Genomic DNA, 23,167 nt, shown 5'->3' on the forward strand with positions numbered 1-23,167 from the left:
TAGTCCTTTATTTTCTTCTGTGAGGAATATTTCTACGCGCATCTTAAGCTCCTTGCGCAATTAGCCATCGTCGGGAAATGACCATTCCAATCGGCGATGGCGATCCAAGGAGAACCGTTTGGAGGAGAAACGAGTCTGTTACCAAACCTGACCTAGCACCACTACACAGGTCTGGCTTAGAACCAGCCCGTCCTCTCTACCTCCCAATCTCCATAGCGGATGTCCATGGGCATCAACGAGGCAGTGTCGTACCAAAGTGCCATAGGGCTACCATTCCACAAATTCATCTTCAGGGCGTTCTTTGCCCTGTCTGACAATTGGTCCCACAATCGGGCTGCACAGCAAAGTTTTCGAAGGAATCGAAGACGAACTGCACTAGCGCATCGCTCTTTCGAGCGTCCTTAAGCCCTAGGAAGCTTTGAACGAATGGACGATCCCTTGGCGGAATGTTTGAAATCTCCAATGTTCGGGCGGGACTCGACATCGCGGCAAGCAGAAAAACCTCTGCTGCACGAGGAGTTGAGGTCATTGGTATAGACCGCTACACGTTGAAGCGTCTCGACCCGAAGGGTGTGCTGCTGGGATTTTCTGCCCATCATGAGACCGCGATTAGGAAAGCACTCATTCAACTCGCTAGATCGTGGAGTTGATCGAGAATGGGACTTTGAGACCTGTTTGGATGTGATCTAATGGGTTCCTCAAGCCCGGTGGGTTGAAGATGGAAAGTACTTCACGTCCTCGGGCATCTCAGCCGGCACAGACATGGCTCTTGGCTTGATCGAGAGGTTGTTCGGACATGACGCCGTTGTGAACGTTGCTGGCGGTGCAGAATATGAATGGAACAGTGATCCTCACCACGACCCCTTCGCCAAGTTAAATGGTCTGGTGAAGTGAATCACCTCGCTCAATGACATGCTGTGTTGGAGAACGCCACAAACATCACCCGCGTTGCGGCTTGGAAAAGTAGGAGCAGCGCGGGTATTTCAGTCCAACTGAGTGTGGGGCCCGGATCAATTCAATGAGAACGAGGCCGTACTCAACTTCAACCGGACTACCACGTGTAAGGGCTTGGGCTTCCCTCTTCCTCCCTCAGCCATTGCTGCCACGTTCTTCCGCCTGATAATCCTTCCACCGGTTCAATCCGGCCAAGTTGTTTCAGCTTGCCAATGCGGGGAAAAGGCAACACAATCTTCTTCATTCGGTTGCCGCGAAGCCATGCGTGAATGAGTTCACGTTGCGTGAAGCTCTGAGGTCCATGAACATCTGGCGAACGCCCCTCTTTACGATCCATAGCAAACTTGCAAAGCACCTCAGCTGCGAACGCAACGTCGATCGGTTGGAACTGCAGTTTCGGAGCCAGAATGATTGGTCCGACCACAAGGTGCGAGAGGAGGCGTGACACGAAAGGATGAAACTGAGCGATCCGCACGATTCCATACGAGATGCCACTCAACTCGAGATCGCGTTCGTCCGACAACTTCGACTTGTAGTAGTCGTTATAGGGCGCAGCCGATTCCATACTGCAAATGCTCACGTACACGATATGGCATCGTGTACGTCTCGCGACAGCGATGAGATTCCGCATGGTGATGCGATCTTTTTCCGGCTCTAAAGGACTTGAGGCGCAGTGAACTACGACGTCCGCGTCGGCAAGACAAGACTCGACGCTTGCCGCGTCTGTTAGATCGCACTGGAGCCAGTGCCCAACGAATCCAGGAGGTTTCGGCTTCCGCCCGAGCCCCTTGGGCACCAATCCGCTCTCATTCAGCCGTACCGCTAACGCCGCACCTAGAACGCCCGACGCCCCGGTCACTACATAGTTTGCCGACATCAGTTCACTCTCCCACTTGGCAATGCATGCAGACTGCTGCCGGAAGCGCCTACCGCGATTCAGCCTCACGCGCGTCAGTCTGCAGGACTCTACGTCGTCCCGGCTGTCTACTTCACCGGAGTAACGACAGGAGCGCCTTTGTCCTTGACGAAGAACGCGATGAATGTAGCGGGGGACGTGGCGCTTGCGTTCTTGCCTTCGAGGTGAATATCGTCTGGGGCTTCATAGAACGTGTCGCCTGGATGCAGAGTTACAGAAGGTTTCCCTTTGAGTTGCATAACGACCGTGCCTTCGAGAACATAGACGAAGACATGCGCATTATGCCGATGCAGACCGTCGCTGTGCCCCGGGGGGAATGTGACTTTGACCATCAGGCCCTCTTTGCCGGGAATGCCCGATAGGTCTTTCGATAGGAGCGGTTGCACGTCCGCGCGTTGTGCAAGGGCCACTGGAGCAATGCAAAACATGAATAGTAGAAAAAGCCTTCTCAAGTGAATGTCCTCCAGTTAAAGAGGGTACTTATCACTGGTCTAGCTTTCTGTACCATATTGGAGTTCTGGAATAGACCATTGCAGCAGATCACGAACTCCTGCGGGATGCTTCAGACCCACTCCCTTCGACGTCGTTTCAGGCCTGTGTCCTCCCTATAGCATCTGGACCGATCACTGTCCGATGGTTCTAAAGACCTTTTCCAGAACCTCAACGCCACGGTTGATTTCGTTTGCATTACACCCCGCGAATCCCAGCATGAGGGCAGGCTTCTGTTTGTATTGGGCCGTGAACGTCGAGATCGGAACGACTTCAAGTCCAAAACGCGCAGCCCGCTCGGCAACGACTCGGTCGCTGAGCTTCGGCTTGATCCACGCGATTGTCCTCATCCCAGCCGCTGCAGCTTCCACTTCCAGATTCTCCGCTAGACGGCCGGAGGCTGCCTCCGTGAGGGAATGCAACCGTTCTGCGTAGACTTGGCGCATTTTTCGAACGTGATTGCCAAAATGCCCCTCGGTGATGAACTCAGCGAGAACTGCTTGCTCCAAGGTCGCTGGGTGTCTGTCTACGACGCTGCGCGCCCTTTCAAAGGTTTCAACGAGCCTCTCAGGGAGTACAACAAACCCTAGTCGAAGCGCATTGAAAAGCATCTTGGTGAAAGTGCCGACATACAGGACGGAACCTGACGCATCCACGCTGTGTAAGGATGCGAGCGGCTTCCCAAAATACCGATACTCGGCGTCGTATTCATCCTCAATGATCCAGGCCCCTGATCGCACTGCCCAGGCCAAGAGTTCGACTCTCCTCTTCGCAGACATTACTGTACCCAATGGGAATTGATTCGCTGGCGTCACGTAGGCGACTCGCGCACGTGGCCCCAATTCAATCCCCTTTCCCACCTGCAACCCTTCAGAATCTATCGGAACTGGGATCACTTTGGCTCCGGCTGCGTGGAAGGCTTGCGATGCACCTGGATAGCCAGGGTCTTCCATCCACACTTCGTCTCCCGCATCAAGAAGAAGACGTGCGAGCAGATCCAAAGCTTGCTGCGCACCTGAGGTGACGACGACCTGTTCGGGAATGCATTTCACACCGCGCGATCTGCCAACGTATTCCGCAATGGCACGACGTAGGGGCTGATAACCCGCAGGATCGCCCTGACCATAAAGACTTCGTGGAGCATTTCGATAGACCCGCGCCGCCACCCGTGCCCAGAGGTCTACGGGAAACAGATCGATTGCTGGCTCATAGCTTCTGAACGCCATGCCGATAGAGCGTGAACTCGGAAGCACAAACGAGGGGTTGAACAACCCCTTGGTATGCCTGCCCAGCGTTGCGCGTGACGTAGTTTTCCCAGCGACCTTCCATTTCGGAACCGTGTCCTCCTTGGCAGCAGGAGCGGACGCCACAAACGTTCCGGCGCTGAGTTCCGAAGACACATAGCCCTCTTCTCGCAGCTGATCAAACGCAGCAACGACTGTGCCACGCGACAGTCCATATTGATCCGCCAGGTTTCTTGTGGACGGTAGACGTGTTCCTGCCTTCAGTCGGCCATCGAGTATCGCAGAGCGAAGCTCTGTGTAAAGCCAGCGCCAAAGCTCTTGATGCGTCTTCCGTTCCCCAAGAACTAGATCTTGAAATGTTTCTGTCTTCGGCAAATGACACCGCCATTCGGAGTGATGGACCATTCGTTAGGCTCAATATGGACTGTTGGCCTAGTCCAACCAACTATAGCCTCATTTCTAGGAGGACGAAATGAAAGTACGACTGGACCCGTCGAAGGCATCACCATCAGCCTACAGCGCACTCTTTGGAATGGAAGGCTTTGTGCGGAAGGCTTCGAAGATTGAGCCCTCGCTTATCGAGTTGGTCTACATGAGAACGTCGCAAATTAACGGCTGTGCGTTCTGCATCGACATGCACTCGAAGGATGCACGCGCGAACGGAGAGTCGGAGCAACGTCTCTACGCTCTCTCGGCGTGGAGAGAAACAACGTTCTTTACCGAACGCGAGCAAGCGGCGCTGGCTTGGACGGAGGCGCTTACTCTCATCACCGTCGGCCACGTACCTGACGAAGTCTACGAAGAGGTACGTCGTGAGTTCAGTGAAGAAGAGCTCGTCAACCTCACGGTTGGGATCAACACGATCAACGGTTGGAACCGCATTGCGATCGGTTTCCGCATGTGTCCTGGAAGCTATGATCCGCACGCGAAGAAGCGCGAGTAAATATCCCTCATTCTTCTGCAGGAACTCCGCACCTACTTTGAAAGGAATTCACCATGACAAAACTACTTCTTGCTCTAACCCTCGCGTTACCAGGCCACGCTGCACAGGTCGGTAGCGTTACGGAACTCCTTAAGAAGGATTTAGCCGGAACCGAGGGGAAGGAAGGGCTGATGATCACGGTCGACATTGCCCCCGGTGAAACCGTGCCGAGTCATCGACATAACGCTGCTGTGTTTGCGTACGTTCTCGAGGGGGACATCATTACGCAGATTGAGGGCAAGACTCCGCTGACGCTTCATGCAGGACAGAGCTTTTACGAAGCTCCCTCGGACGTACACCTACCAAGCCGAAACCTTAGTGAGAGCAAACCCGCGAAACTTTTGGTCTTCTTCGTGAAAGACGCAGGGGCTCCGCCTACGGTTGTCATCACCCCTGATGCGACTTCTCATGATCGGCACTAAGCAACAACAGAGGGCGTAGTACGGCCCTACTAGGAGAAAACGATGAAAGTTTTTGTTGCAGGCGCAAGTGGAGCACTCGGGGTGCCCTTTCTAAAAGAACTCGTGGAGCATGGACACCACGTCACGGCAATGGCTCGTTCAGCGGCATCGCAGGCGAAAAGGAGTGGTGGCACGATTGACTTCGTACAGGTCGATGCCTTCGACAAGGAAGCTGTACATGAAGCCGTGCAACGCGCAGCTCCGGATGTCGTGGTGGACCTCCTCACGTCATTGCCGAAGAATTTAGCTGATCTACCCAAAGCGTTCCCCCAGGATAGGAAGCTCCGAATTGAAGGCGGCGGTAACTTACATTCCGCTGCGATCGCGGCTGGTGCGAAGAGGTACGTGCAACAGTCGAGCGGCTTTTATCTAAAGCCGGAGCACGGCGAACTTGCTACGGAAGCTGATGGCTTTCAAGTGAACTCCAGTCCCGATATTTCTCTTGGGTGTCAGATGCTGACTCTCTTAGAGACTCGTGCATTCAGCGATTCGCGAATCGAAGGTGTGGCCCTTCGCTATGGATTCTTCTACGGGCCCGGTACTTGGTACACACCAGACGGAGGAGCCGCTGATCTGGTTCGACAGAGCTCACTCGCGCTGATCGGCGATGGCCGCGCCGTGAACTCATTCATACACGTTCAGGACGCTGCGGTAGCAACTCTTGCCGCTCTCCACGCGGAGCCAGGCGTCTACAATATCGTCGATGACGATCCAGTATCGGTTGCCGAATGGCTGCCTGCTTTCGCTCGCTATGTTGGGGCTCCGGTTCCTCCGCGCGTCAGTGAGGAAGAAGCACTCAAGACGATGGGGCCTGATGCGGTCTTCTATCACAACGGTCTGAAAGGGGCACGCAACGACAAAGCAAGAGTGGATCTTTGCTTCCGGCCCCGCCGCCTCGAATGGCTCAGCCCCTTACGCGCATCGATTCCGGCGAATTAGACGTATCGAAAGGTAAACCACTGCGATGCGTACTGAGCAACATGAGACGAGCTTAGCAACGGCGGGGAATGAGGCCGATCAACTCCGCCAGCAGGTCAGACAACTCCAAATCTGCGTGGCCGACCTCTTAGCGACAAACCAGTCGCTAAGAGTCCGGCTGCTCAGTGCAGAACGCAAACAACCCACTTCATCTGTTCCCGAACTGGAGTCCCAGTCATGAAGGTCCCAAAATCGTCATTGCTCGAAGACCTCATCGTTGCCTTCGCGCGAATTGCTCTGAGCGCAGGCTTCTTGTCGGCTGTCGCTGACAGATTCGGAGTATGGGGTCCACATGGCTCGGCCGGTGTTGCCTGGGGCGACATGATCCATTTCCTTGGATACACGCATCGGCTCACCGCCATCTTTCCGGTTGCTTTCAGCAACCTTCTTGGATGGTTCGCGACATTCCTAGAAATAGGATTTGGCCTGTGTCTGCTTCTGGGATTCCACGCGAGAGCGATAGCTAGCCTCAGCGGCCTCCTACTCCTGTCGTTCGGAGTCTCGATGGTTATGGCATCTGGATCGAAGTCACCGCTTGATGCTTCGGTCTTCGCCGCTGCTGGCTCCGCGTTTCTTCTTTCTCTCCGGAGTCCGGACCGATTCGCGTGGGATTCCAGAGCACGGGCAAATTCGTAACCCGCTGACAAGAACGTGAGCGTTTATGGGGTCAATTAGTAGAAAGCTACTTCTGCGGCGAGAAGGGCGTCGTTTGACAGCGGCGAAGATGCAAGGCGCACTTTCATACAAGACACCCAGCGGGCTTTGAGTCCATTCTTGGCATCACGGTACTAGAGCCGCAATCGATGCCAAAGGCAAAAATGTTTGAGAATGCTCTGCCCCTTGGAGCACAGCTGGACTGCACGTTTTCTGAACAAGCTCAACTCAATCAGCCCCAACCCCGGATTCATTCCGAAGTGGAGTGACAAGCCGCTCCTGAAGAGCTATCAGAAGGAGAAGCCGCCGCTTAGCTAGCCACGGACGACCAACTCGCTCTGTCTGAAATGTGTCCCGGAGAGATCCGCAAACAGATTGGGGACGGCCCGCCACCGCACGAAATTCTTCTGAATCAGAACGTCGGAGAGATCAAAGCTCAAATTGTCGAACGAGACGGAAAAATCCTGATGGTCAAAGACTGTCCGCGAGTGGTGGAAGAAGAATCGAGAGAGCAAGGGATGAGCGAAGTGCGCTTCAAAGTATTGGATACGGTTCGCCGTCAGCTCGCAGCCGACCCGGACATTAAAGATCTATCGACAGAGTCGGCGGAGGCCGCCTATGCGCGGATTCTGAGGACGTACCAACGCACTGGGACGCTGGACCATGGAGAGACGTTGGAACTTTTCTACGACCGCTTGCGCGACTGGGACAGCGAATTGGTCTTTACGAATGCAGCTGGCATTGCCGATGCAGTGTTGCAAGCCATGCGCGATTCGAATGAGACACTGCTGCTGGTGCCAACCGGTCTGACCGAGAACTGGCTGCCCTCTAGTGACCTTGAGATTCGGCGCGACGAGAACCTTCCACTACAGCTATTGCAAGAGCCACGCACCGTTCTTACAGGCTGCACCGTCGCCGTCGCGATGAGCGGCACCATCATTCTGGAACACGGCGACGAACAGGGTCGCAGGGCGGCAACGCTACTGCCCGATCATCACATCTGCGTGATTCGCAAGGATCAGGTGGTGGAGACGATCGCAGAGGCGATCACGCGCATCACGAGGCGGACATCGCCTATCACGACCATCGCCGGCCCCTCAGCCACAAGTGACATCGAGATGACGCGCGTTCGTGGTGTACACGGGCCGCGCCGTTTGACGGCCGTCATCGTGTAGGAACTACATACATTCGAAACGAGACTTGGAAAGTTGCTTCCTCCGCAGCGGCCGCGGAGGAGATGGGTCGGAGGAGAATGAGCATCATCTCACGCTGACGGGACTCTGAGCACCGCATCGGTTCGGACGCCACTGCGGGAGGTACTGTCCAGGCGTCACGCCCGTGATTTTTTTGAAGTGGCGTGTGAAATGACTCTGGTCGGTAAATCCGATTTCACTCGCGACGTCCACAATCGAAGCTCCCTCACTGAGATACTTCTTCGCCGCTTCAATTCGAATCTGTGTCAGGTAGGCGTGAAGAGACAGTCCCACGCGTCGACGGAATGTCCGCATCAAGTGAAACCTGCTGAGTTGAGCGATCTCAGTCATATCGTCAACGCTGATGCTCTTCCAATAGTTCTTATTGAGATAGTCTCTGACGCGGAGGATTTTGCTTCGCTCGCCGTAGATGACCGAGTCGCTTGTTGGCTCAGCCACGAACTGTTCGCTCAGACGAGAGAACACATCCGCCAAGTCGTTCTCAATATTGAGAGGGTCCGCGTCTCTCTCCAGTTTGCTATGCAGTCGCAGCAGGCTCGTTGCGAGAGCTGCATCCCGGACAAACGGCTGCGCAAATTGAGGAACTCCAGAGCCGAAATCGTCCGATCGGTTCTGAAAGAACTCCTTCTCAAGGTAGATAACGCGGAATCCCCAACCACTGTCCGTTGCAGGTTTCGGGGCGTGAACTTCGCCTGGATTGAGTAAGAATACCGTTCCAATCGGAAGAACATGGGTTGAGCTTTGACAATAGATACTCATCGTTCCACGGTCGACAACACCGATCGCAGGAACAGTATGAAAGTGCTGGGCGAATTCGTACTTCTGGTATGAACCTTGCAACATCTCGACATTGTCGAGCCCCGGATGGCGCCAGATTCGCGACGTGTCTTCTGGCCGCATCGGCCTCGCGTCCTGGGAGCGCACGGTCACCTCGTGCGCCATCGACCTCATAGAGACCGGGACTTGCTGTGCGCTGCCCTTATCGACATCTGCGATCTGGCTCACAGCTTAAGTTTAACAGGACGGGACATTGCTTCTATGACACAAATCTCAATGCAGAGGATGGATATATCTCTCTCAATGTAGAGCAAGAGCACTATCCTACAAGACCGTTCTGCTGGTCGTTCGAGAAGCTTGTATATGTGATGCCTGTTGCGAGAGACATATCCAAAGTTAGCCCGACGTGGCGGCCAATCATCCTACTTGCGCTTGCCTCGGCAAGCATGCAGGCTTGGAGCCAACATGCCCCAAGTCTCCCAAATGCGCCTTGGCAGCCAACTACGACGGTACTGAAGAAGTACGTACCCATCGTTACGCACGATGAGGTGAAGATGGATGCAGCCGATGCGTACACGCTCGGACAGTTGATCGATATTGCGGAATCGAATAATCCGACGACTAGGGAGTCTTGGAATCACGCGAAGGCGAGTGCCGCCGCAGTCGGGATCGCAAAAAGCGAGCTCTACCCAACGTTGTTCGCATTCGCTACGGGCAAAAATTACAACCTGCCGCCGCTCCTCTATAACACCTTCGTCGTCCAAGATATCGGCCTCTTTGCTACTGCAGTCCATCTTGATTACACCTTGATTGACTTCGGCACTCGCCGGTCTGAAATCACGGCAGCACAGGCGAAGCTCGTCGCTGCGAATCTGAGCTTCAATGACACGCACCTGCAACTGATTCAACAGGTGAGCCAGGCCTACTACGCTCTTCTAAACGCACGCGGCTTACGGGCGGCGGCGGAAGTGAATCTCACTGACGCGAAGGCTCTTGAAGAAGCTGCGCAGGAGAGACGTGACAATGGTCTCGCGACACTGCCAGATCTTCTCGAAGCCCGTGCGGAACGAGAAAAGGCAAACTACGATCTCCAGAGTGCGATTGGAGCGGAGAAGACTGCCTTTGGCGATTTGGCGACAGCCATCGCAGCACAACCCGTTCATGCCTTCAAGGTCCAAGGACTCGATGACCTTCACATCCCCAATGCCTTGGATCAGTCCGTAGAGGACGCAATCGCAAACGCGTACAAGCAGCGCCCAGACCTATTGGCCGAAAAGGCAAAGGTCAAAGCTGCCCATGCCGAAGTGACTCGCTACACCTCGGCTTACTTCCCTACGCTGAGCTTCGAAGCTGAGGGCGGTTGGGTTCGCGCGTGGGGACAGCAAAAGACCTATCCGGGGACGTACGCCCAGACCCGAACGTACGAGACCGCTCTCTCGCTCAAATGGACGATCTTCGATGGCCTGCGGCGCGAGAACCGTATCTCCCAAGCCAAAGCCGAGGAGGCCGAAGCAAAGAACGCCGTTCATGAGCGCGAGGACCAGATCGGTGAACGTGTATGGGCCAGCTATCAGGAGGCAGTCACGGCGCTGGAACAACGTAAAGCCGCGGCTTCGCTGCTTGCGGCCTCCGCCGAGTCCCATTCTGCCTCGGTCGAGTCGTACAAGGATGGCGTACGCAATTTACTTGATGTCTTGAACGCGGAGCGTGATCTTGCACGGGCTAGAGCTCTTGATGTCACTGCCCGTACACGAGTCTTGCAGTCGTTTACCGGTCTCGCCTTCAGGACCGGCGACCTGCTCGCGCAACATCCGAAAGGTAACACCCCATGAAGATCAATCCATTGCTGAATCGAAGGAACTTTGATAATTCGATCGGAAAGTGCGTCACGCTGACTTTCACAACGCTATCTGTCCTCAGCCTAAGCGGTTGTTCCAACGCACCGACATTCAATCTTCTCGGCTCGTACTTCCCGGCTTGGATTATCTGCTTCGCGGTCGCGACAGGCCTGACGGCCGCTGTCCATGCAATGTTCACCAAAGCAGAGATCGTGAAGGAGCTATGGCCGCTGCCTGTTGTCTACACCTGCCTGACCAGCTTCCTGAGTTGCACGCTCTGGATCATCTTCTTTAACTAGTGAGGCCCTGAGTCCCTTGAACGGAATGAACCAACCATCGCAACGAACACCCCGTGGCACCCTCATTAGTGCAGGCATTTGTGCGTGCGCATTGATCTCAGGAGTAGCGGTCGCGCACAGCGTAACGGCCTACCCGAGGACAGACGACGCCGAGGTCACGGCTAACTTTATCGGAATAGCGCCGCTGGTCGAAGGGCCAGTTTCCGAGCTTGCTGTGCACGATAACGAGTTGGTCAAGAAGGGTACGCTGCTTTACAAGATCGACGATCGACCCTACCTCTATGCGTTACAGAATGCACTCGCAGCGCAGGAACAGCTCGAAGGCCTCATCGAAAACGAATCACGACATATCTCATCGCAGGTTAGCCACGTTGACGTTACGAAGGCCGCAACGCAGGCTGCTCTGGCGAACGAGGCCCGCGCTGATAACGAAATACACGCGAGTGAAGCTGCGATCTCTGAGGCAGAAGCGGCAGTCACGCAAGCCCGTGCGGACTCGGAGTACGCTTCCGGCAACCTGCATCGTATCGAGCCTTTGCTCGCGAAAGGCTTTGTTACTACGGACGATGTGCACCGCGCTCGAACGCTTGCCGATGCGAAGAGCGCGGCAGTGCAGAGGTCAGATTCGCAACTGTCACTGGCCAAAGCAAGGCTGCTTGTTGCGACTGCGACGCGGCAGCAAGCAGTCGCACAAAAGACGCAGACTGAAGCCCAGGTCAACGAATCAAAACATTCCGTTCTGGTCCTCGCTCCACTGGTTGCGCAAAGAGAAAGTCGCGCGGCAGCAGTCAGGCTGGCGCGCTACAACTACGAGCAATGTCGTGTCGTGGCTCCGTTTGATGCCTTGGTTACGAACTTGACGATTTCTGAGGGACAGTACGCCAAGGTTGGCCAGCAACTGTTCACACTGATCGACAGCCGCACTTGGTGGACACTCGCGAATTTCCGCGAGTCGCAGCTCAGCAAAATCACTCCAGGTAAGTCGGTCGATGTGTACCTGATGTCCGATTCGAAGACTAGGTTGCATGGAACCGTCGAGAGCATCGGGCACGGTGTCACACCAGATCCGGATGTTGTCGGAAAGCTGGCTTCGGGTCTGCCCGATGTACAGCGCACGCTCAACTGGGTCAGACTCGCGTCGCGCTACCCCGTACGCATCCGCATCATCGATCCGCCGCCTTCGGTAATGCGCGTTGGGCAAGTTGCGAACGTCATCGTTCGATGAGGAATGCGATGTCAAGAAATCTTCAAGCATTCCCGTCCCTCGGCCGGGTCGTCGACGTAGTTCGTGCAGAGCTTGCCCTGTACCCGGGCAGGTTCTCGTTGATACTAAGAATCGTGCTCGCCTGCACTTCTGTAATGGTGCTGGTAATGGTCTTCCGCATCCCCGCCGCAGCGCTAGGGGCCTACTATCCATTGTTGCTTTCACGCGACAGCCCAAGAGCAACACGGCGAGCGGCGTTGCGCACGTCGATTGCCTGTACGTTGGGTGCCATAGAAATCATCATCGGTGCGATGCTCTTTGCAGGCTCTCCATTTTTCCATTTCTTTTGGTTGATGGCGAATCTCTTCGCAGTTTTCTATCTCATCAGCGCGATGAAGCTCTATGACGCGGCTGTAGCTCTTGGTGTGTTGATCGCTTCTTCGATGACTATCTGGGATTCGGGTGCGTCGCCAGCGACACGTGTGACGCTCACGCTATACACACTGCTCTCCATCTTGATGGGATGCGTGATCTCGGCTCTGATCGAAACTTTGTTCGCCAAAATACATCCTTCGGACGCCGTCCTTGATGGCATTCAACAGCGTCTCATCCTTGCGGAGACACTGTTGCGAAAGGGAGGCAATGCCGATGCGAACATTGCCTCCATCAGAGTCCAGATAGGGCGTTACGGCACGAGAGGCACGGGCGAGATTCGCGAACACCTTGCCCATTCGACCTACGACACCTCCTACAAGGTGCAGCTTGCAACGGTAACCGCGTTGTCAGGACAGCTAATGGAGCTCTGCGTGAATCTCGGGGAGGCGGCCTGGCCTTTGTCGCCTTCCGATGCGGTTCGCTGCGATTCCATTGCGCAGGATATTGCAGGGATTCGTTTGAGGCTTGCTCGGGAAGAGGCCCCGGATTGGCTTAATTTCTCAGGCGATGATGATGACCGCATACATCCCACGCTCGGAGAAATCGGAAGAAACGTTCATCTCATAGCCGACAGCTTCTCAGACAGCGACCCGATCCCGCATCACCACTTGCCCGAACCGGGCGAAGGGCCGGGGATCGCCGTCTTTCGGGATGATGCTCTTAGCAATCCCGAGCATCTGAGATTTGCAATTCGTGGAACCCTGAGCGCGATGGCTTGCTACCTCTTTTATATGAGTGTTGGATGGATGTTTCTGGCGGGGTCTGTCACAACCTGCATCTTGACGGCTCTTACCAACACAGGGGCGACAAGACATAAGCAGTTGCTCCGATTCGCCGGCTTCTTCGTCGGAGCCTGCATCCTTGGCTTCGGTGCGCAGACGCTGGTTCTGCCACGGCTCGATTCGCTTGCAGAGTTCACAATCCTCTTTGCCTTCGTAATTGCCATCGGAGCCTGGGTGGCCACATCAAGCCCGCGCCTCGCCTACCTTGGGTTTCAGATTGTCCTGGCCTACGATCTCACGAACCTCAACCGCTTTACCCTGAATACGTCACTCGTCCCAGCACGCGATGCGATCCTCGGCATCGTTCTGGGCATCGTCGCGATGTGGTTTTTCTTCGATCACGTATGGTCGCGCTCGGCGACAGAAACGATGCGGCCAGTCCTCGTGATGACGATTCAAGACATTGTGAGACTCGATTATTCGAACGACGCTGAGCCATCTCGCGAACTAAGTCGCCTTCAGGCTGAGTGCGAAGATGTGAATCGGAACTTCGACAAGATTCGTACCCTCTCCGACCTCTCAGCCTTTGAGTCCTTTCCCAAAAACCGTGAGGAGACCTTCATGGCTCACTGCGTGGAGTCCTTTCTTCCCCAGTTGCGCGCGTTTCTTCTTGTGAAGGCCGGGTTGCTGCAGCACAACGCAACAGCCGGCACGCAGCAACAAACTAAGTTAATCGCTGATGTGAAAAATCGGTGTTCAGTGATCCTCCTAAAAGCCGCGCAAACCATTGAACAGTATCCCGAGGTTTCCATCGAGACTGCTGAGTCGGCAGACAAGCAACTTCGGCATGCAATAGAGGAAGCGGCCCGCGAAGCTCATGAAGGTGATGATGTCAGCCCTGTCACAGAGCTGCGTCTCTCCTCTTCGTTACTGGACTTGGCGCTCCATGTTCAGAAGCAGCTTCAAGCTTCATGGTTCGAATCCACACAAATGGGTTAGCGCCTCGATCCCGATGAGCAGTTTGACGATCTCCCCGCCAGCGCATCAAGACGGGAACAATTGCCGACGTAGAAGCAAGATCCTTTGCCCACTGTCAGGCGTGGCGATTGTTACCACTCTCAATCGAACGTGGAGCGTTCCGACTAATCATGGATTGTGGCTCCCGGCTCAGGTAGAACACGACCTCCGCATGATAGATGTTGTCGAGATGCAGAGTCTCGATTTTGGACCGGAGCTGTCCCAGACCATGCCACGTGAATGCAAGGTCGTTGAAATGTCACCTTTCGCAAAGAACCTTATGGCTGAAGCCGTCCAGCTGCGGGATAGGGATGAGCAGAAGGGCCGGGCAGCGGCCTTAATGACCTTGTTCAAACATCAGATTGAAATGATGCCTGCGTTGCCTTTGTGGCTCCCGCTACCCAGCAGCGAGACGCTCTCACTAGTATGTCGGCAGTTTCTTTTGAATCCAACATCCGCCAGTCATATAAAGGGCTGGGCCGATGCCCTTGATACGAGTCGTCGAACGTTCACTCGCAATTTCCGTAAAGAAACGAATCTTAGCTTTGCAGAGTGGCGCCAACGAGCATGCATCTTGGCTGCTCTGCCCAAGCTCGCAGCTGGCGCGTCTGTCACTGAAACCGCGCTATGCCTTGGATACGAGAATCCTGCGTCATTCACGACGTTGTTCAAGAGGGTACTTGGCGTCCCACCGAAAAAATACGCGACTTCGATTATCCAGAATCAGCCAAGACGATGAATTGACCACATCCAACCCTCACCCATAGGGTCCGGCTCTATTTCTAAATTGTTCACTCCTTTCACTCCTTTGTCATAGCGCTTCAAAATCAGCCGGCCATGATCGGCGAGATCCGCCATTCGGTACATCTCTGTGCAAGACACACCAAACCTTTGGTGTGAAATCATCTCGACAAGTATCGGCCATAACACCCCGCCATAGGCAAAGCGGCGACCGACAGCTACGAAACATGCTGTCCTCCTTATAAGCGTGCATGATTGGATGACCATTCGAAGTCGGACCGTTTCGAACGAGGCATGCACATGCCGAACGACTATGTGGCGAACGGTGGGGCGGCAAAGTGCAAGGGGAGGGGTCTCACCCATCCTTGAAGAGCAGCGAAGGTCTGCACAAGCGCCAGCGCGGAAGACTGGGGACACCCCTTGCGCCGCGCCAGGGCGGAGCCCTCAGCAAGGTTTGGTTTCCTTATTGAGTGCGTGCCAACGCACACCAACTAAGTCGCTCACTCTCACCTTGGTCCCTTGACCCAACGAGAGTTCCACCCCGGAAGCTTGAATCCGACATTCACAAAGCTGCGCGGAAAGCGGAATGAGCTGGTAAGCTCCGAGACACTGCCAAAGCTTCCCTAACAATGATTTCCCGTCCCACTGTGAGTTGGTTCAGGGGACTCGAACCCCAAGTGGACGTGCAACGTTCTATGGAGGAGAAAATGGTGTTTTTGACAGGAGACTCTCCGGCAAAGTTCCTGCGGAGATTTGGTGTATGTGGAGTACTTAAATTTCTGGCAGGAACGACTGGACTGGCCATGCTATGCCTAGCCGGGTGTACGCCAACCGGCCCCCAACATGTGTACGATTCCGTACCGAAAGTCACAGTCACGCCACCGTTGGGATGGGACGATCCTTCTTTCACGCGATCACACGATGTACCTTTTGATCAGCCTTCGGTCGCTGTTGTCGAATTCGATGAGAGAGGGAATCTTTGGCCGTGTGGTGACGGGAAGGACGGGCCTTACTGTCAGAAAAATCGTGCGATTGAGTTCATTCAAGAGGCGCGTGCGCTACGCGGAAGCAAGGATCTGGTCGTTATTACCTACGTGCATGGCTGGCATCACGATGCAGGCCGACGGAGTGATAACTTTCGCAACTTTCAGACCATGATCAACTGCCTCAATTGGGGCGACCCAGCTAACGGCAATCAAGATCAGAAGCTCAATCACCCCGGAGATCAACCGGCAATATGCGCTGGGATGACTCCCAATCCCTCCGAATTGTATGTAGGCGTATATGTCGCATGGCGGGGGGAATCGATCGACTCAAGGCTGGGGATCCTAACCCAAGCCTCTGTCATCTCTCGACATGATGTAGCCGCCAACATTGCAGAAAATCGCGGGCCTAACGGTATGGAACAGACTTTCCTGAGCCTAAGCCGCGCCGCAAAAGAAGGTCGCGATCCCGCACGTTTCATTCTTGTTGGTCACTCCTTTGGAGGCTTGATTGTCGGCCGCATCACGGCCGATATCTTTACCAAACGACTCGCTTCCAAGATCCAGCCTCCCAACTTCGCATGCAACGACGATTCTCCGATCTTTCCGGGATTTGCCGATCTTGTCGTTACCGTCAATCCCGCGGACAGTAGTCTTCGTATGGCTAACTTGACAGAGCAGTTCAAGCGCAAGCAGCCCGTGCCTGCTTCAAGCCCTTGCCCGGGACGCCTTCTAAACGATTCCCTGCGTCATCCGCTCCTGGTCTCGCTCCACACGAGTTCAGACACATGGACCGATGACACGGGATCTCTGGGTCTGAAACTCGCTCCGTGGATTGATCACAAGTACATGCGTCAGATCGCTTCCGAGTGGAACGATCGCCCCGATCAGGGACCGGAACATCTTCTCGACGACGCCTACACGATCGGGAGTCTTCGCAGAAACACCGTCAATCGAGTCGATTATCTGCGCAACTTATGTTATTTCGATCAGCCCAATAAGCAAGACTGGATCTGCCTTGGGCTAAATGACACGCTTCACGACTTGAAGAAAACAGCTTATGAGCGCGTTCTTCCCCATGACCCGCCAGTCGTTTGGAACACTCAATATTCTTCCGACCCTTACTATCACGGAGCCTATGAATTGCTTACTTCGGTTTGCAAGGAAGAATGGGAGAACCCTGTCGAGCTCTGGAGTAGCGATCATCAATTCTTACCCGACTTCAAGAGCAAATACAGCTGTTCTTGTAATCCAGAACGGAAAGCAAAACGCCAGGAGCTGTATCAAGAATTCAAGAGAGTCTTACATGACTATCTGGCCTTTCCTGGAGAACGAAGCGAGTTACAGGACGATCTCCTACTCGACGTCTATAAGCGCGTTTACACGGGGAAGCTACGCAATTACGATATTGACGCAAAGCCAAAGCCAATCGATTCGGATCAATATACCACTCGATACGTGGGAGAAGGCTCCTGGAACGATACTCCGTTCTGGACGATAAATACCTCGTATGAAATCCTCCAGGGGCATAGCGGCTTCTGGAACACAGATGCGTTTTCCCTGATCGTAGGACTCCAATCGCAATTTCCCGTCGTTGAATTTGATTGGAATTACAAGTAAAGACTTACAGAAACATTACGTCAAGAATGTGAAAACAGAGGAGACACTATGCCGTTAGTTCACGTTCCACCGCCACCGGACCCAAACAACGAACAGATCTCATCCACTTTTGAGGGCGTCACCGCACCTTCAGCAATTTCTGTTGGATCAGACACCTTGGTCGCTTCAATGCAGGTGACAAAGCCAGGCGCCTCTAACCCACCCCAATCTCAACCCGCATCCCCACCACCCTCGTCCACGTCGGCTTCTCCTCAACCGAAACAACTCGGATCAAGGCCGGACACCTTTCATTGGTCATCCTTATGGCCCTGGGGCGGGCAGTCTCAACAGGGACAGCAACAAGGACCGAAACCCAAGAGAAAATGATGGGAAAGGACATCCAGCCCTCATCGTTGGATCGTGGTGCGTTGCCCACTCTCCTGCCTAGAAGCTGCTTGCAACGGAAGTGGCTCTGGCTCTGGCTCTGGCTCTGGATAGAGAGCTGACATGGCCCATGTCGAGAGCGTAACGGAGACATCGTTCCGACGCAGTCGGAGTGCTGCCGCATGAATGTTCCTTAGCTCATGCGGCTTTGCAGTTAGGCGTTCCAGCCACCGTCTACAGTGAGGGTTTCTCCATTGATGTATGCCGATTCCGGGAGTGCGAGGGATGCAACAGCCGAAGCGACCTCCTCAACGCGGCCATAGCAACCTAGGCTCGTGAGCTTCTTCATAACCTCAGAGTGCGGAGCATTTTCAGGACTCATCTCAGTGACAATAGGTCCGGGTTGAACTCCATTTACAGTGATCTCAACAACTCCGAGTTCACGCGATAGCCCACGCGTGAAGCCGTGCACCGCAAACTTGGTGGCGATGTACATCGTGACTCCCGGCAGAGGGGCTCCTTCTCCGAAGACGGAACCGATGTTGATGATTCGTCCCCACTTCTGCGGAATCATGCGCTGTGCAGCATTCTTCGATAGCTCGATGACCGGGCGAACACTGATACCGATACACCGTGTGATTCAATTGCACTGTTCACGAAACGCGATCAGTGGATGGAGTGAACTATGGAGCTGCGACATCTTCGATACTTCGTGGGAACTGCGGAATGGAATGGATATCGTCGGGTGTCATGCTGGGTTTACCTGATTCGCGATTCCATCTGGAGTTCATACATCATGATGATGGGAGCCCATGCCCAGCTCCGACGAAAGACAATCTCCTAGTGCTTTATATGGCTGACGCGCGCATGTATGAAGCGGCTCTGGCGAGATCGAAAGCTAAGGGACACGATCCTGTGGAACCCGAGAACCCATACTGGAATGTCCGCAGTGTCACGTTTGAGGATCCCGATGGATGGCGTGTGGTCTTGTGTTATCAGAGTGCCTTTACGAAAGAAGGCGCATAGTGACTTAATGCGAATGGAAGGTGTGGTCAAAATGGGCCCGAGACACTCGTGTCAGTAAAGCCCGTCAAGCGTCTGAATTAAGTGCTTGAGCAAAGCATGTATTGTTGCGACCCACCGAAAGGATAGACGTCGTACAAGAACGTCACAAAATCAGCTGCGTTTCTCAGGTGTCTGTATCCATTGGGATTAAGCACGTCATGGTATGCTCCTCTCGCGCGCGGTGAGCTGTCTTGGCGAGTGGAGAATCTATAATGAGAAGCACACGACGATCACGCACTCTCGCATTGTTGATGGCCACGATAGCTCTTACCCTGAGCCGTCCCGCGTCTCCGCAGTCATCTCCCAAAGCGGACGATAGCCATCCTCTCCGCTTCGATGTCGTGTCCATTCGTCCAAGTTCGGAAGCCAGCAAGATGGCCGTCGGTATTCTTCCCGACGGATACGTGGCCAACGGGGTGCCACTGGAAACTACGATCTACGCTGCCTATGTTCCAGCTCCCTTCTTCAAGCACCTCGAAGAGGTTAAGGGCTTCCCCTCCTGGGCCACATCCGAAAAGTATGACCTGCGCGCTAAGGTGGCGCCGGAGGACGCAGAGCGCTGGCGCAGCCTCAAGGTGAACAACTGGCAGACCTCCGCGGAACTGCAATCCATGCTCCGCACAGTCCTTGCCGAACGCTGCAACCTGCAGATACGCAGCGAAGAAGGCATGACCGATGCTTACGCCCTCGTCCGCCGCCCCAACGCGCCGCCGCTGACCGAAAACACCGAGCTTCCCTCCGCAGGAACCATCATGGAACTCCCAGACGGTGCCAGGGCTGTCTTCGAGAAGCACGAAGGCGAGCGCATCTACAACTTCTACAACACACCCATGTCCGTCCTCGCGACTTTTATCGGAATCCCCTCGAAACGTCCCGTGGAAGATCGAACCGGCCTGCACGGTCGGTACAAACTGGTTTTGCACGAATTTGACGCGCAATCGCCTGACAGCGAGGGCCCTCAGGCCGAGAGGCCCGTACCGTACGATCTCCGCTCCATCGGCTTGACGATAGAGGACATTAAGGTCCGTTCCACAATCTGGACCATCAACAAGATGGAGCGGCCGAGCCCGAACTAGGTGAAATTCTTTGGGACAGTCGGTATTGCGTCTTTGCTTCGATCTCGCACGTTATAGAAACACGGCATGCCTATGCCGAACGCCCACGTGGCGAACGGCGGGGCGGCAAGGTGCAGGGGGAGGGGTCTCTCCCATCCTAGGAGCGAAATGAAATGAAGCGGAAAGGACGAAGCGCAGCGAAGGTCTGCACAAGCGTCAGCGCGGAAGACTGAGGATACCCCTTGCGTCGCGCCAGGGCGGAGCCCTCAGCTAGGTTTGTTTTCCGCATCCGTGCGCGTGAGCGCACAGCAACTTCAGGAAGGGCGTTGCGAGAAGGAACGAGTCTGTTACGAAACTCGTTGGCGGTCATCAGGTACCTTGTGTTGCTGGAGATAAGACGACTTATCGGTAGTGATGGCCCGCAGGCCGTGCTTGGCTCAGGTTAAAGAACGAATAGCCAATGGGAGCTCATTTTCCGAAGGTGGTTCGTCGAGGCGTTCCGCAAAGTCGAACATCGCTGGTGTAACTTGAAACGCAAAGGTGTCGCCGCCCTTTGCATTCCGTTCTTCCACACGCTTTCTCCTTATCTCCGTGGCACCCTCGAGAACGTGCCACTCGATCTTGCACTGACTGGCAGCAGCCCTCTGGCTGACGTTCTTGCGACGCTCTTGACGAATGAAGCCCCAGTCAAGCACGACATTCACATCCTGCCCCAGCACTTGTTCGACGGTTTGCCACGACTGGTCCTCACACCGGGCCACCCGTTCCGAAAACCATGCAAAGTTGCTCGAACCTGAACCTGCGGGAATGTCTTTAACGAAGAGTGTGTTCATCCACTTATCCATGGAGAAGACAATCGCAGCGTTTTGTGCGGCCAAGGCCGCCGAATAGGTACTCTTACCGGATGCGACGGGGCCGCACACGCAAAAGATCGTTGCCACTAGACTGGTCCTTTCAAAAGCTCGTAATCGTGCTTGAACAAGAGTCTACGGCGCAATAAGCCGGTTCAGTGAGTACCGGGCAACCCCGAGCGTTAGTCGGCGCGGATCGTTACCGTTAAGCCGACTTGTCGATGCCAATCATCGCGTCGACACCCGAGTTGGCAGCAACATGGATTCCACGCTCTCACTGTTTTAGCGCCTCTGTAAGTAATTGGTCAGTAATGCTGTTCGTGGCTTCACCCTCCACATTGCTTAAAACGACTATCGCTATACGCTTATCTGGTACATAGGTCAGGCTGGTCTTGAAGCCCGCGATGGCTCCTGCATGGGTCACGATAGTGATGCCGGACTCATTAGCGAACACATAGACGCCCAGTCCGTAGCTTCCTTTCCCCGGCGTCAACATCAACTTCAAAGAATCCTTATTGAGCAGTCTCCCGCTAAAGAGAGCGTGCTCCCATTTGAGAAGATCCTCTGTCGTCGAATACATTGAGCCCGCCGCCCAAGGAACAGACATAGATAGAGAACGTACCGAAATCAATCCCGACTTTCCAGGTCGATAGCCTTGAGCACGCTTCGCCAGAATAAGGCCGTCCATATCCAACCCCGTGTTCTTCATTTCCAATGGAGCGAAGATCCGTTCCTGGAGCTGGTCGCCGTAAGTTCTGCCGGTTACTTTTTCGATGACTGCTCCAAGGATCTCAAAATTCGAACTGCTGTAAGCCCACTTGCTGCCAGGTTCAAAGTCCAGCGGCTTGTTCTTGAAAAACTCAAGCTCCTCCTCAACAGTGTGCGGGCTCATTCCCCATACCTTGAATTCTTTGAAATTGGTGAAGTCGGGAATACCTGATGTATTCCCCATCAGATCTGCCAAAGTGACCTTTTGCCACGTCTGAGGCGCATCCAGAAGGTATTCGCTAACAGGGTTCCTGATATCGAGCTTTCCATCTTCCTGCAACAGCAATATCAGCGCCACGGTGAACTGCTTGGTCAATGAACCTAAACGGAATTTAACGTCGGGGGCGTTGGGAATATTCCACTCTAGATCCGCCGATCCATAGCCCTTATCGAGCAGCACATGATCACCTTCTGAAACAAACACAACACCCATAAATGCGTTCGCGGCTGTGTAGGATCTGACAATCTGATCCATACGCATCTCTGTAGGTGTCGCTCCCAAACGGGTTGTGGTTTGTGAGAAGGTCGAACTGGCACACGCAAGAGCTATCGCTAAACTCACGAGTGTTAGCAAACTAAGCTTCATCTATTGCCCCTGACCGGGCCATCGCACGGCCTTCAATCAGCTTAGGTGATATTGAGACTCATCAGTTGGTGACGAGAAACGACCCTATCGTCACTTTGACGATAACGCAGTATTTGAAGCAAGTGGATTCGTGAAGGTACGACCGGCGGAAAGATTTTGTCTGGGGTTTGCGCTTCAGATGCCAAGAAGATAATGCAGCATCCACCAGATAAGGAATAGCGAGATGAGGGCCCCAGCGACATGAACAATCCAGTCGCCTGCGGTTTTCGGTTTACCGAAGTTGAACATGTGGGATGGTAGCACTTTACTGTCTACGGTTCCCCGCGTCGAGGCACAGACCATCGCATACCCGATTGAAACTAAACTAAACCGCCACATTTGCTCCTACATCTGGCTATTTGCAGCGGCTCGGATAGCTGACAAAATGTCGGATCGTCACAGTACCTCGACGTTTTCTGACACTCCACCAGCCATAATCTAACCTCAATGGAGTTTGTCGAGAATGAGCGGACCACTATCGATAAGCCGACTTATCGTGACCGATCCGGTCTACATTGCGGGGTGGTGTTGAGTTCGTTATTGAGTCGCAGACGATTTGCCGCCGTGGGCCGCCAGCAATCGGGGAAGAATGATCGAGGTCATGATCTTATTCGGAGCAGATCCACCTGCGTTATAGGAGCCCGCAGTAAAAACTGCGACGAAGTCATATTCCGGAAGAATGAAAATCTTCTGCCCTCCGTTACCTTCTGCGGCACCCAGATAGACCCGTTCCGGCCCCGTGGGCATCTGGACGTTGAACCATGGGCGCCACCAGAAATATCCATAGCCAGAGTCGTCCACATGGCTGACCGTTGAGATGGCATCGTGTGCATAGGTGGGCGAAAGAATCTGCCTGTCATGCCATTTGCCTTTGTCCTTGTAAAGAATGCCGAGTTTTAGCATGTCCCGGGG

20 protein-coding genes and 1 pseudogene are annotated in these 23,167 nt (G+C 54.4%); 12 read left to right on the forward strand and 9 right to left on the reverse strand.

The genetic code is table 11. The annotated features are described in order from the left end of the window. Positions 1-1,051 precede the first annotated feature (1,051 nt). The 3 genes from M504_RS21920 to M504_RS19120 all read right to left on the reverse strand — a co-directional run bounded on the left by M504_RS21920 (position 1,052) and on the right by M504_RS19120 (position 3,978). Complete coding sequence (locus M504_RS21920; RefSeq protein ID WP_156994028.1) at positions 1,052-1,831, reverse strand: SDR family oxidoreductase; 780 nt, start codon at positions 1,829-1,831, stop codon at positions 1,052-1,054. A 107-nt stretch (positions 1,832-1,938) separates the two neighbouring features. Then, the gene (locus tag M504_RS19115; protein WP_047497265.1) at positions 1,939-2,298 is read right to left on the reverse strand and encodes a cupin domain-containing protein; all 360 of its coding nucleotides are present in this window, start codon (positions 2,296-2,298) and stop codon (positions 1,939-1,941) included. A 195-nt stretch (positions 2,299-2,493) separates the two neighbouring features. Next, positions 2,494-3,978 (reverse strand): PLP-dependent aminotransferase family protein, encoded by a 1,485-nt coding sequence (locus tag M504_RS19120; protein ID WP_047497267.1) that lies wholly within the window; start codon positions 3,976-3,978, stop codon positions 2,494-2,496. 97 nt (positions 3,979-4,075) lie between these two features. On the opposite strand from M504_RS19120, the gene M504_RS19125 reads away from it, so the two are divergent. The 5 genes and pseudogenes from M504_RS19125 to M504_RS22395 all read left to right on the forward strand — a co-directional run bounded on the left by M504_RS19125 (position 4,076) and on the right by M504_RS22395 (position 7,853). After that, positions 4,076-4,546: a carboxymuconolactone decarboxylase family protein gene (locus tag M504_RS19125; protein ID WP_047497269.1), complete on the forward strand. Its 471-nt coding sequence runs from the start codon at positions 4,076-4,078 to the stop codon at positions 4,544-4,546. A 53-nt stretch (positions 4,547-4,599) separates the two neighbouring features. Continuing rightward, on the forward strand, positions 4,600-5,007 hold the full coding sequence (locus tag M504_RS19130) for a cupin domain-containing protein (protein WP_047497271.1): 408 nt from the start codon (positions 4,600-4,602) through the stop codon (positions 5,005-5,007). 42 nt (positions 5,008-5,049) lie between these two features. Further along, positions 5,050-5,985, forward strand: coding sequence for an NAD(P)-dependent oxidoreductase (locus tag M504_RS19135; protein WP_047497273.1), 936 nt, complete (start codon positions 5,050-5,052; stop codon positions 5,983-5,985). A gap of 857 nt (positions 5,986-6,842) precedes the next feature. Further along, positions 6,843-7,163 (forward strand): annotated as a pseudogene (locus M504_RS21925) (radical SAM protein); the annotation flags it as partial. 33 nt (positions 7,164-7,196) lie between these two features. After that, positions 7,197-7,853 (forward strand): LUD domain-containing protein, encoded by a 657-nt coding sequence (locus M504_RS22395; protein WP_047497280.1) that lies wholly within the window; start codon positions 7,197-7,199, stop codon positions 7,851-7,853. Between the two features lie 84 nt (positions 7,854-7,937). On the opposite strand, the gene M504_RS21575 is transcribed toward M504_RS22395, so the two are convergent. Further along, positions 7,938-8,834 (reverse strand): AraC family transcriptional regulator, encoded by an 897-nt coding sequence (locus M504_RS21575; protein WP_052201064.1) that lies wholly within the window; start codon positions 8,832-8,834, stop codon positions 7,938-7,940. A 281-nt stretch (positions 8,835-9,115) separates the two neighbouring features. Here M504_RS21575 and M504_RS19165 point away from each other — a divergent pair, with 281 nt between their 5' ends. The 5 genes from M504_RS19165 to M504_RS22820 all read left to right on the forward strand — a co-directional run bounded on the left by M504_RS19165 (position 9,116) and on the right by M504_RS22820 (position 14,923). Next, positions 9,116-10,501: a TolC family protein gene (locus M504_RS19165; protein ID WP_198137705.1), complete on the forward strand. Its 1,386-nt coding sequence runs from the start codon at positions 9,116-9,118 to the stop codon at positions 10,499-10,501. Further along, positions 10,498-10,806, forward strand: coding sequence for a YtcA family lipoprotein (locus M504_RS19170; RefSeq protein WP_047497282.1), 309 nt, complete (start codon positions 10,498-10,500; stop codon positions 10,804-10,806). Before M504_RS19165 ends, M504_RS19170 begins: the two co-directional genes overlap by 4 nt. Before the next feature lie 25 nt (positions 10,807-10,831). After that, positions 10,832-12,031: a biotin/lipoyl-binding protein gene (locus M504_RS19175; protein ID WP_047497283.1), complete on the forward strand. Its 1,200-nt coding sequence runs from the start codon at positions 10,832-10,834 to the stop codon at positions 12,029-12,031. An 8-nt stretch (positions 12,032-12,039) separates the two neighbouring features. Beyond that, positions 12,040-14,166 carry an FUSC family protein gene (locus M504_RS22175; protein WP_198137706.1) on the forward strand — a complete coding sequence of 709 codons (2,127 nt, stop codon included), beginning with the start codon at positions 12,040-12,042 and terminating at the stop codon, positions 14,164-14,166. Positions 14,167-14,554: 388 nt separating this feature from the next. After that, complete coding sequence (locus M504_RS22820) at positions 14,555-14,923, forward strand: helix-turn-helix domain-containing protein (RefSeq protein ID WP_369792922.1); 369 nt, start codon at positions 14,555-14,557, stop codon at positions 14,921-14,923. On the opposite strand, the gene M504_RS22650 is transcribed toward M504_RS22820, so the two are convergent. After that, positions 14,908-15,042, reverse strand: coding sequence for a hypothetical protein (locus tag M504_RS22650; protein ID WP_255347745.1), 135 nt, complete (start codon positions 15,040-15,042; stop codon positions 14,908-14,910). The genes M504_RS22820 and M504_RS22650 overlap by 16 nt on opposite strands. Before the next feature lie 578 nt (positions 15,043-15,620). On the opposite strand from M504_RS22650, the gene M504_RS22180 reads away from it, so the two are divergent. After that, positions 15,621-17,528, forward strand: coding sequence for a hypothetical protein (locus M504_RS22180; RefSeq protein WP_156994034.1), 1,908 nt, complete (start codon positions 15,621-15,623; stop codon positions 17,526-17,528). Positions 17,529-18,105: 577 nt separating this feature from the next. Here the strand turns inward: M504_RS22180 and M504_RS19200 are convergent. Beyond that, on the reverse strand, positions 18,106-18,531 hold the full coding sequence (locus tag M504_RS19200; RefSeq protein WP_084214554.1) for an SDR family oxidoreductase: 426 nt from the start codon (positions 18,529-18,531) through the stop codon (positions 18,106-18,108). Positions 18,532-19,168: 637 nt separating this feature from the next. On the opposite strand from M504_RS19200, the gene M504_RS19210 reads away from it, so the two are divergent. Then, complete coding sequence (locus M504_RS19210) at positions 19,169-20,032, forward strand: TIGR03435 family protein (RefSeq protein ID WP_084214555.1); 864 nt, start codon at positions 19,169-19,171, stop codon at positions 20,030-20,032. 416 nt (positions 20,033-20,448) lie between these two features. Here the strand turns inward: M504_RS19210 and M504_RS19220 are convergent, their stop codons facing one another. The 3 genes from M504_RS19220 to M504_RS22405 form a co-directional block, all read right to left on the reverse strand. After that, a complete protein-coding gene (locus M504_RS19220) occupies positions 20,449-20,952 on the reverse strand; it encodes an ATP-binding protein (RefSeq protein ID WP_047497295.1) in 504 nt (167 codons plus the stop codon). A 184-nt stretch (positions 20,953-21,136) separates the two neighbouring features. After that, positions 21,137-22,105: a serine hydrolase gene (locus M504_RS19225; protein ID WP_198137708.1), complete on the reverse strand. Its 969-nt coding sequence runs from the start codon at positions 22,103-22,105 to the stop codon at positions 21,137-21,139. A gap of 687 nt (positions 22,106-22,792) precedes the next feature. Then, a partial coding sequence (locus M504_RS22405; protein ID WP_198137709.1) for a hypothetical protein occupies positions 22,793-23,167 on the reverse strand: 375 nt, incomplete at its 5' end.

This window comes from Terriglobus sp. TAA 43, from assembly GCF_000800015.1.
GTDB lineage: Bacteria > Acidobacteriota > Terriglobia > Terriglobales > Acidobacteriaceae > Terriglobus.

What these genes read in the sequence shown, in the direction of transcription:
- M504_RS21920 (WP_156994028.1), bottom strand. Translation starts at nt 1,831, where the DNA reads ATGTCGGCAAACTATGTAGTGACCGGGGCGTCGGGCGTTCTAGGTGCG.
- M504_RS19115 (WP_047497265.1), bottom strand. Translation starts at nt 2,298, where the DNA reads ATGTTTTGCATTGCTCCAGTGGCCCTTGCACAACGCGCGGACGTGCAA.
- M504_RS19125 (WP_047497269.1), top strand. Translation starts at nt 4,076, where the DNA reads ATGAAAGTACGACTGGACCCGTCGAAGGCATCACCATCAGCCTACAGC.
- M504_RS19130 (WP_047497271.1), top strand. Translation starts at nt 4,600, where the DNA reads ATGACAAAACTACTTCTTGCTCTAACCCTCGCGTTACCAGGCCACGCT.
- M504_RS19135 (WP_047497273.1), top strand. Translation starts at nt 5,050, where the DNA reads ATGAAAGTTTTTGTTGCAGGCGCAAGTGGAGCACTCGGGGTGCCCTTT.
- M504_RS22395 (WP_047497280.1), top strand. Translation starts at nt 7,197, where the DNA reads ATGAGCGAAGTGCGCTTCAAAGTATTGGATACGGTTCGCCGTCAGCTC.
- M504_RS21575 (WP_052201064.1), bottom strand. Translation starts at nt 8,834, where the DNA reads ATGGCGCACGAGGTGACCGTGCGCTCCCAGGACGCGAGGCCGATGCGG.
- M504_RS19165 (WP_198137705.1), top strand. Translation starts at nt 9,116, where the DNA reads ATGCAGGCTTGGAGCCAACATGCCCCAAGTCTCCCAAATGCGCCTTGG.
- M504_RS19170 (WP_047497282.1), top strand. Translation starts at nt 10,498, where the DNA reads ATGAAGATCAATCCATTGCTGAATCGAAGGAACTTTGATAATTCGATC.
- M504_RS19175 (WP_047497283.1), top strand. Translation starts at nt 10,832, where the DNA reads ATGAACCAACCATCGCAACGAACACCCCGTGGCACCCTCATTAGTGCA.
- M504_RS22175 (WP_198137706.1), top strand. Translation starts at nt 12,040, where the DNA reads ATGTCAAGAAATCTTCAAGCATTCCCGTCCCTCGGCCGGGTCGTCGAC.
- M504_RS22820 (WP_369792922.1), top strand. Translation starts at nt 14,555, where the DNA reads ATGCCTGCGTTGCCTTTGTGGCTCCCGCTACCCAGCAGCGAGACGCTC.
- M504_RS22650 (WP_255347745.1), bottom strand. Translation starts at nt 15,042, where the DNA reads ATGGCGGATCTCGCCGATCATGGCCGGCTGATTTTGAAGCGCTATGAC.
- M504_RS22180 (WP_156994034.1), top strand. Translation starts at nt 15,621, where the DNA reads ATGGAGGAGAAAATGGTGTTTTTGACAGGAGACTCTCCGGCAAAGTTC.
- M504_RS19210 (WP_084214555.1), top strand. Translation starts at nt 19,169, where the DNA reads ATGAGAAGCACACGACGATCACGCACTCTCGCATTGTTGATGGCCACG.
- M504_RS19225 (WP_198137708.1), bottom strand. Translation starts at nt 22,105, where the DNA reads ATGGATCAGATTGTCAGATCCTACACAGCCGCGAACGCATTTATGGGT.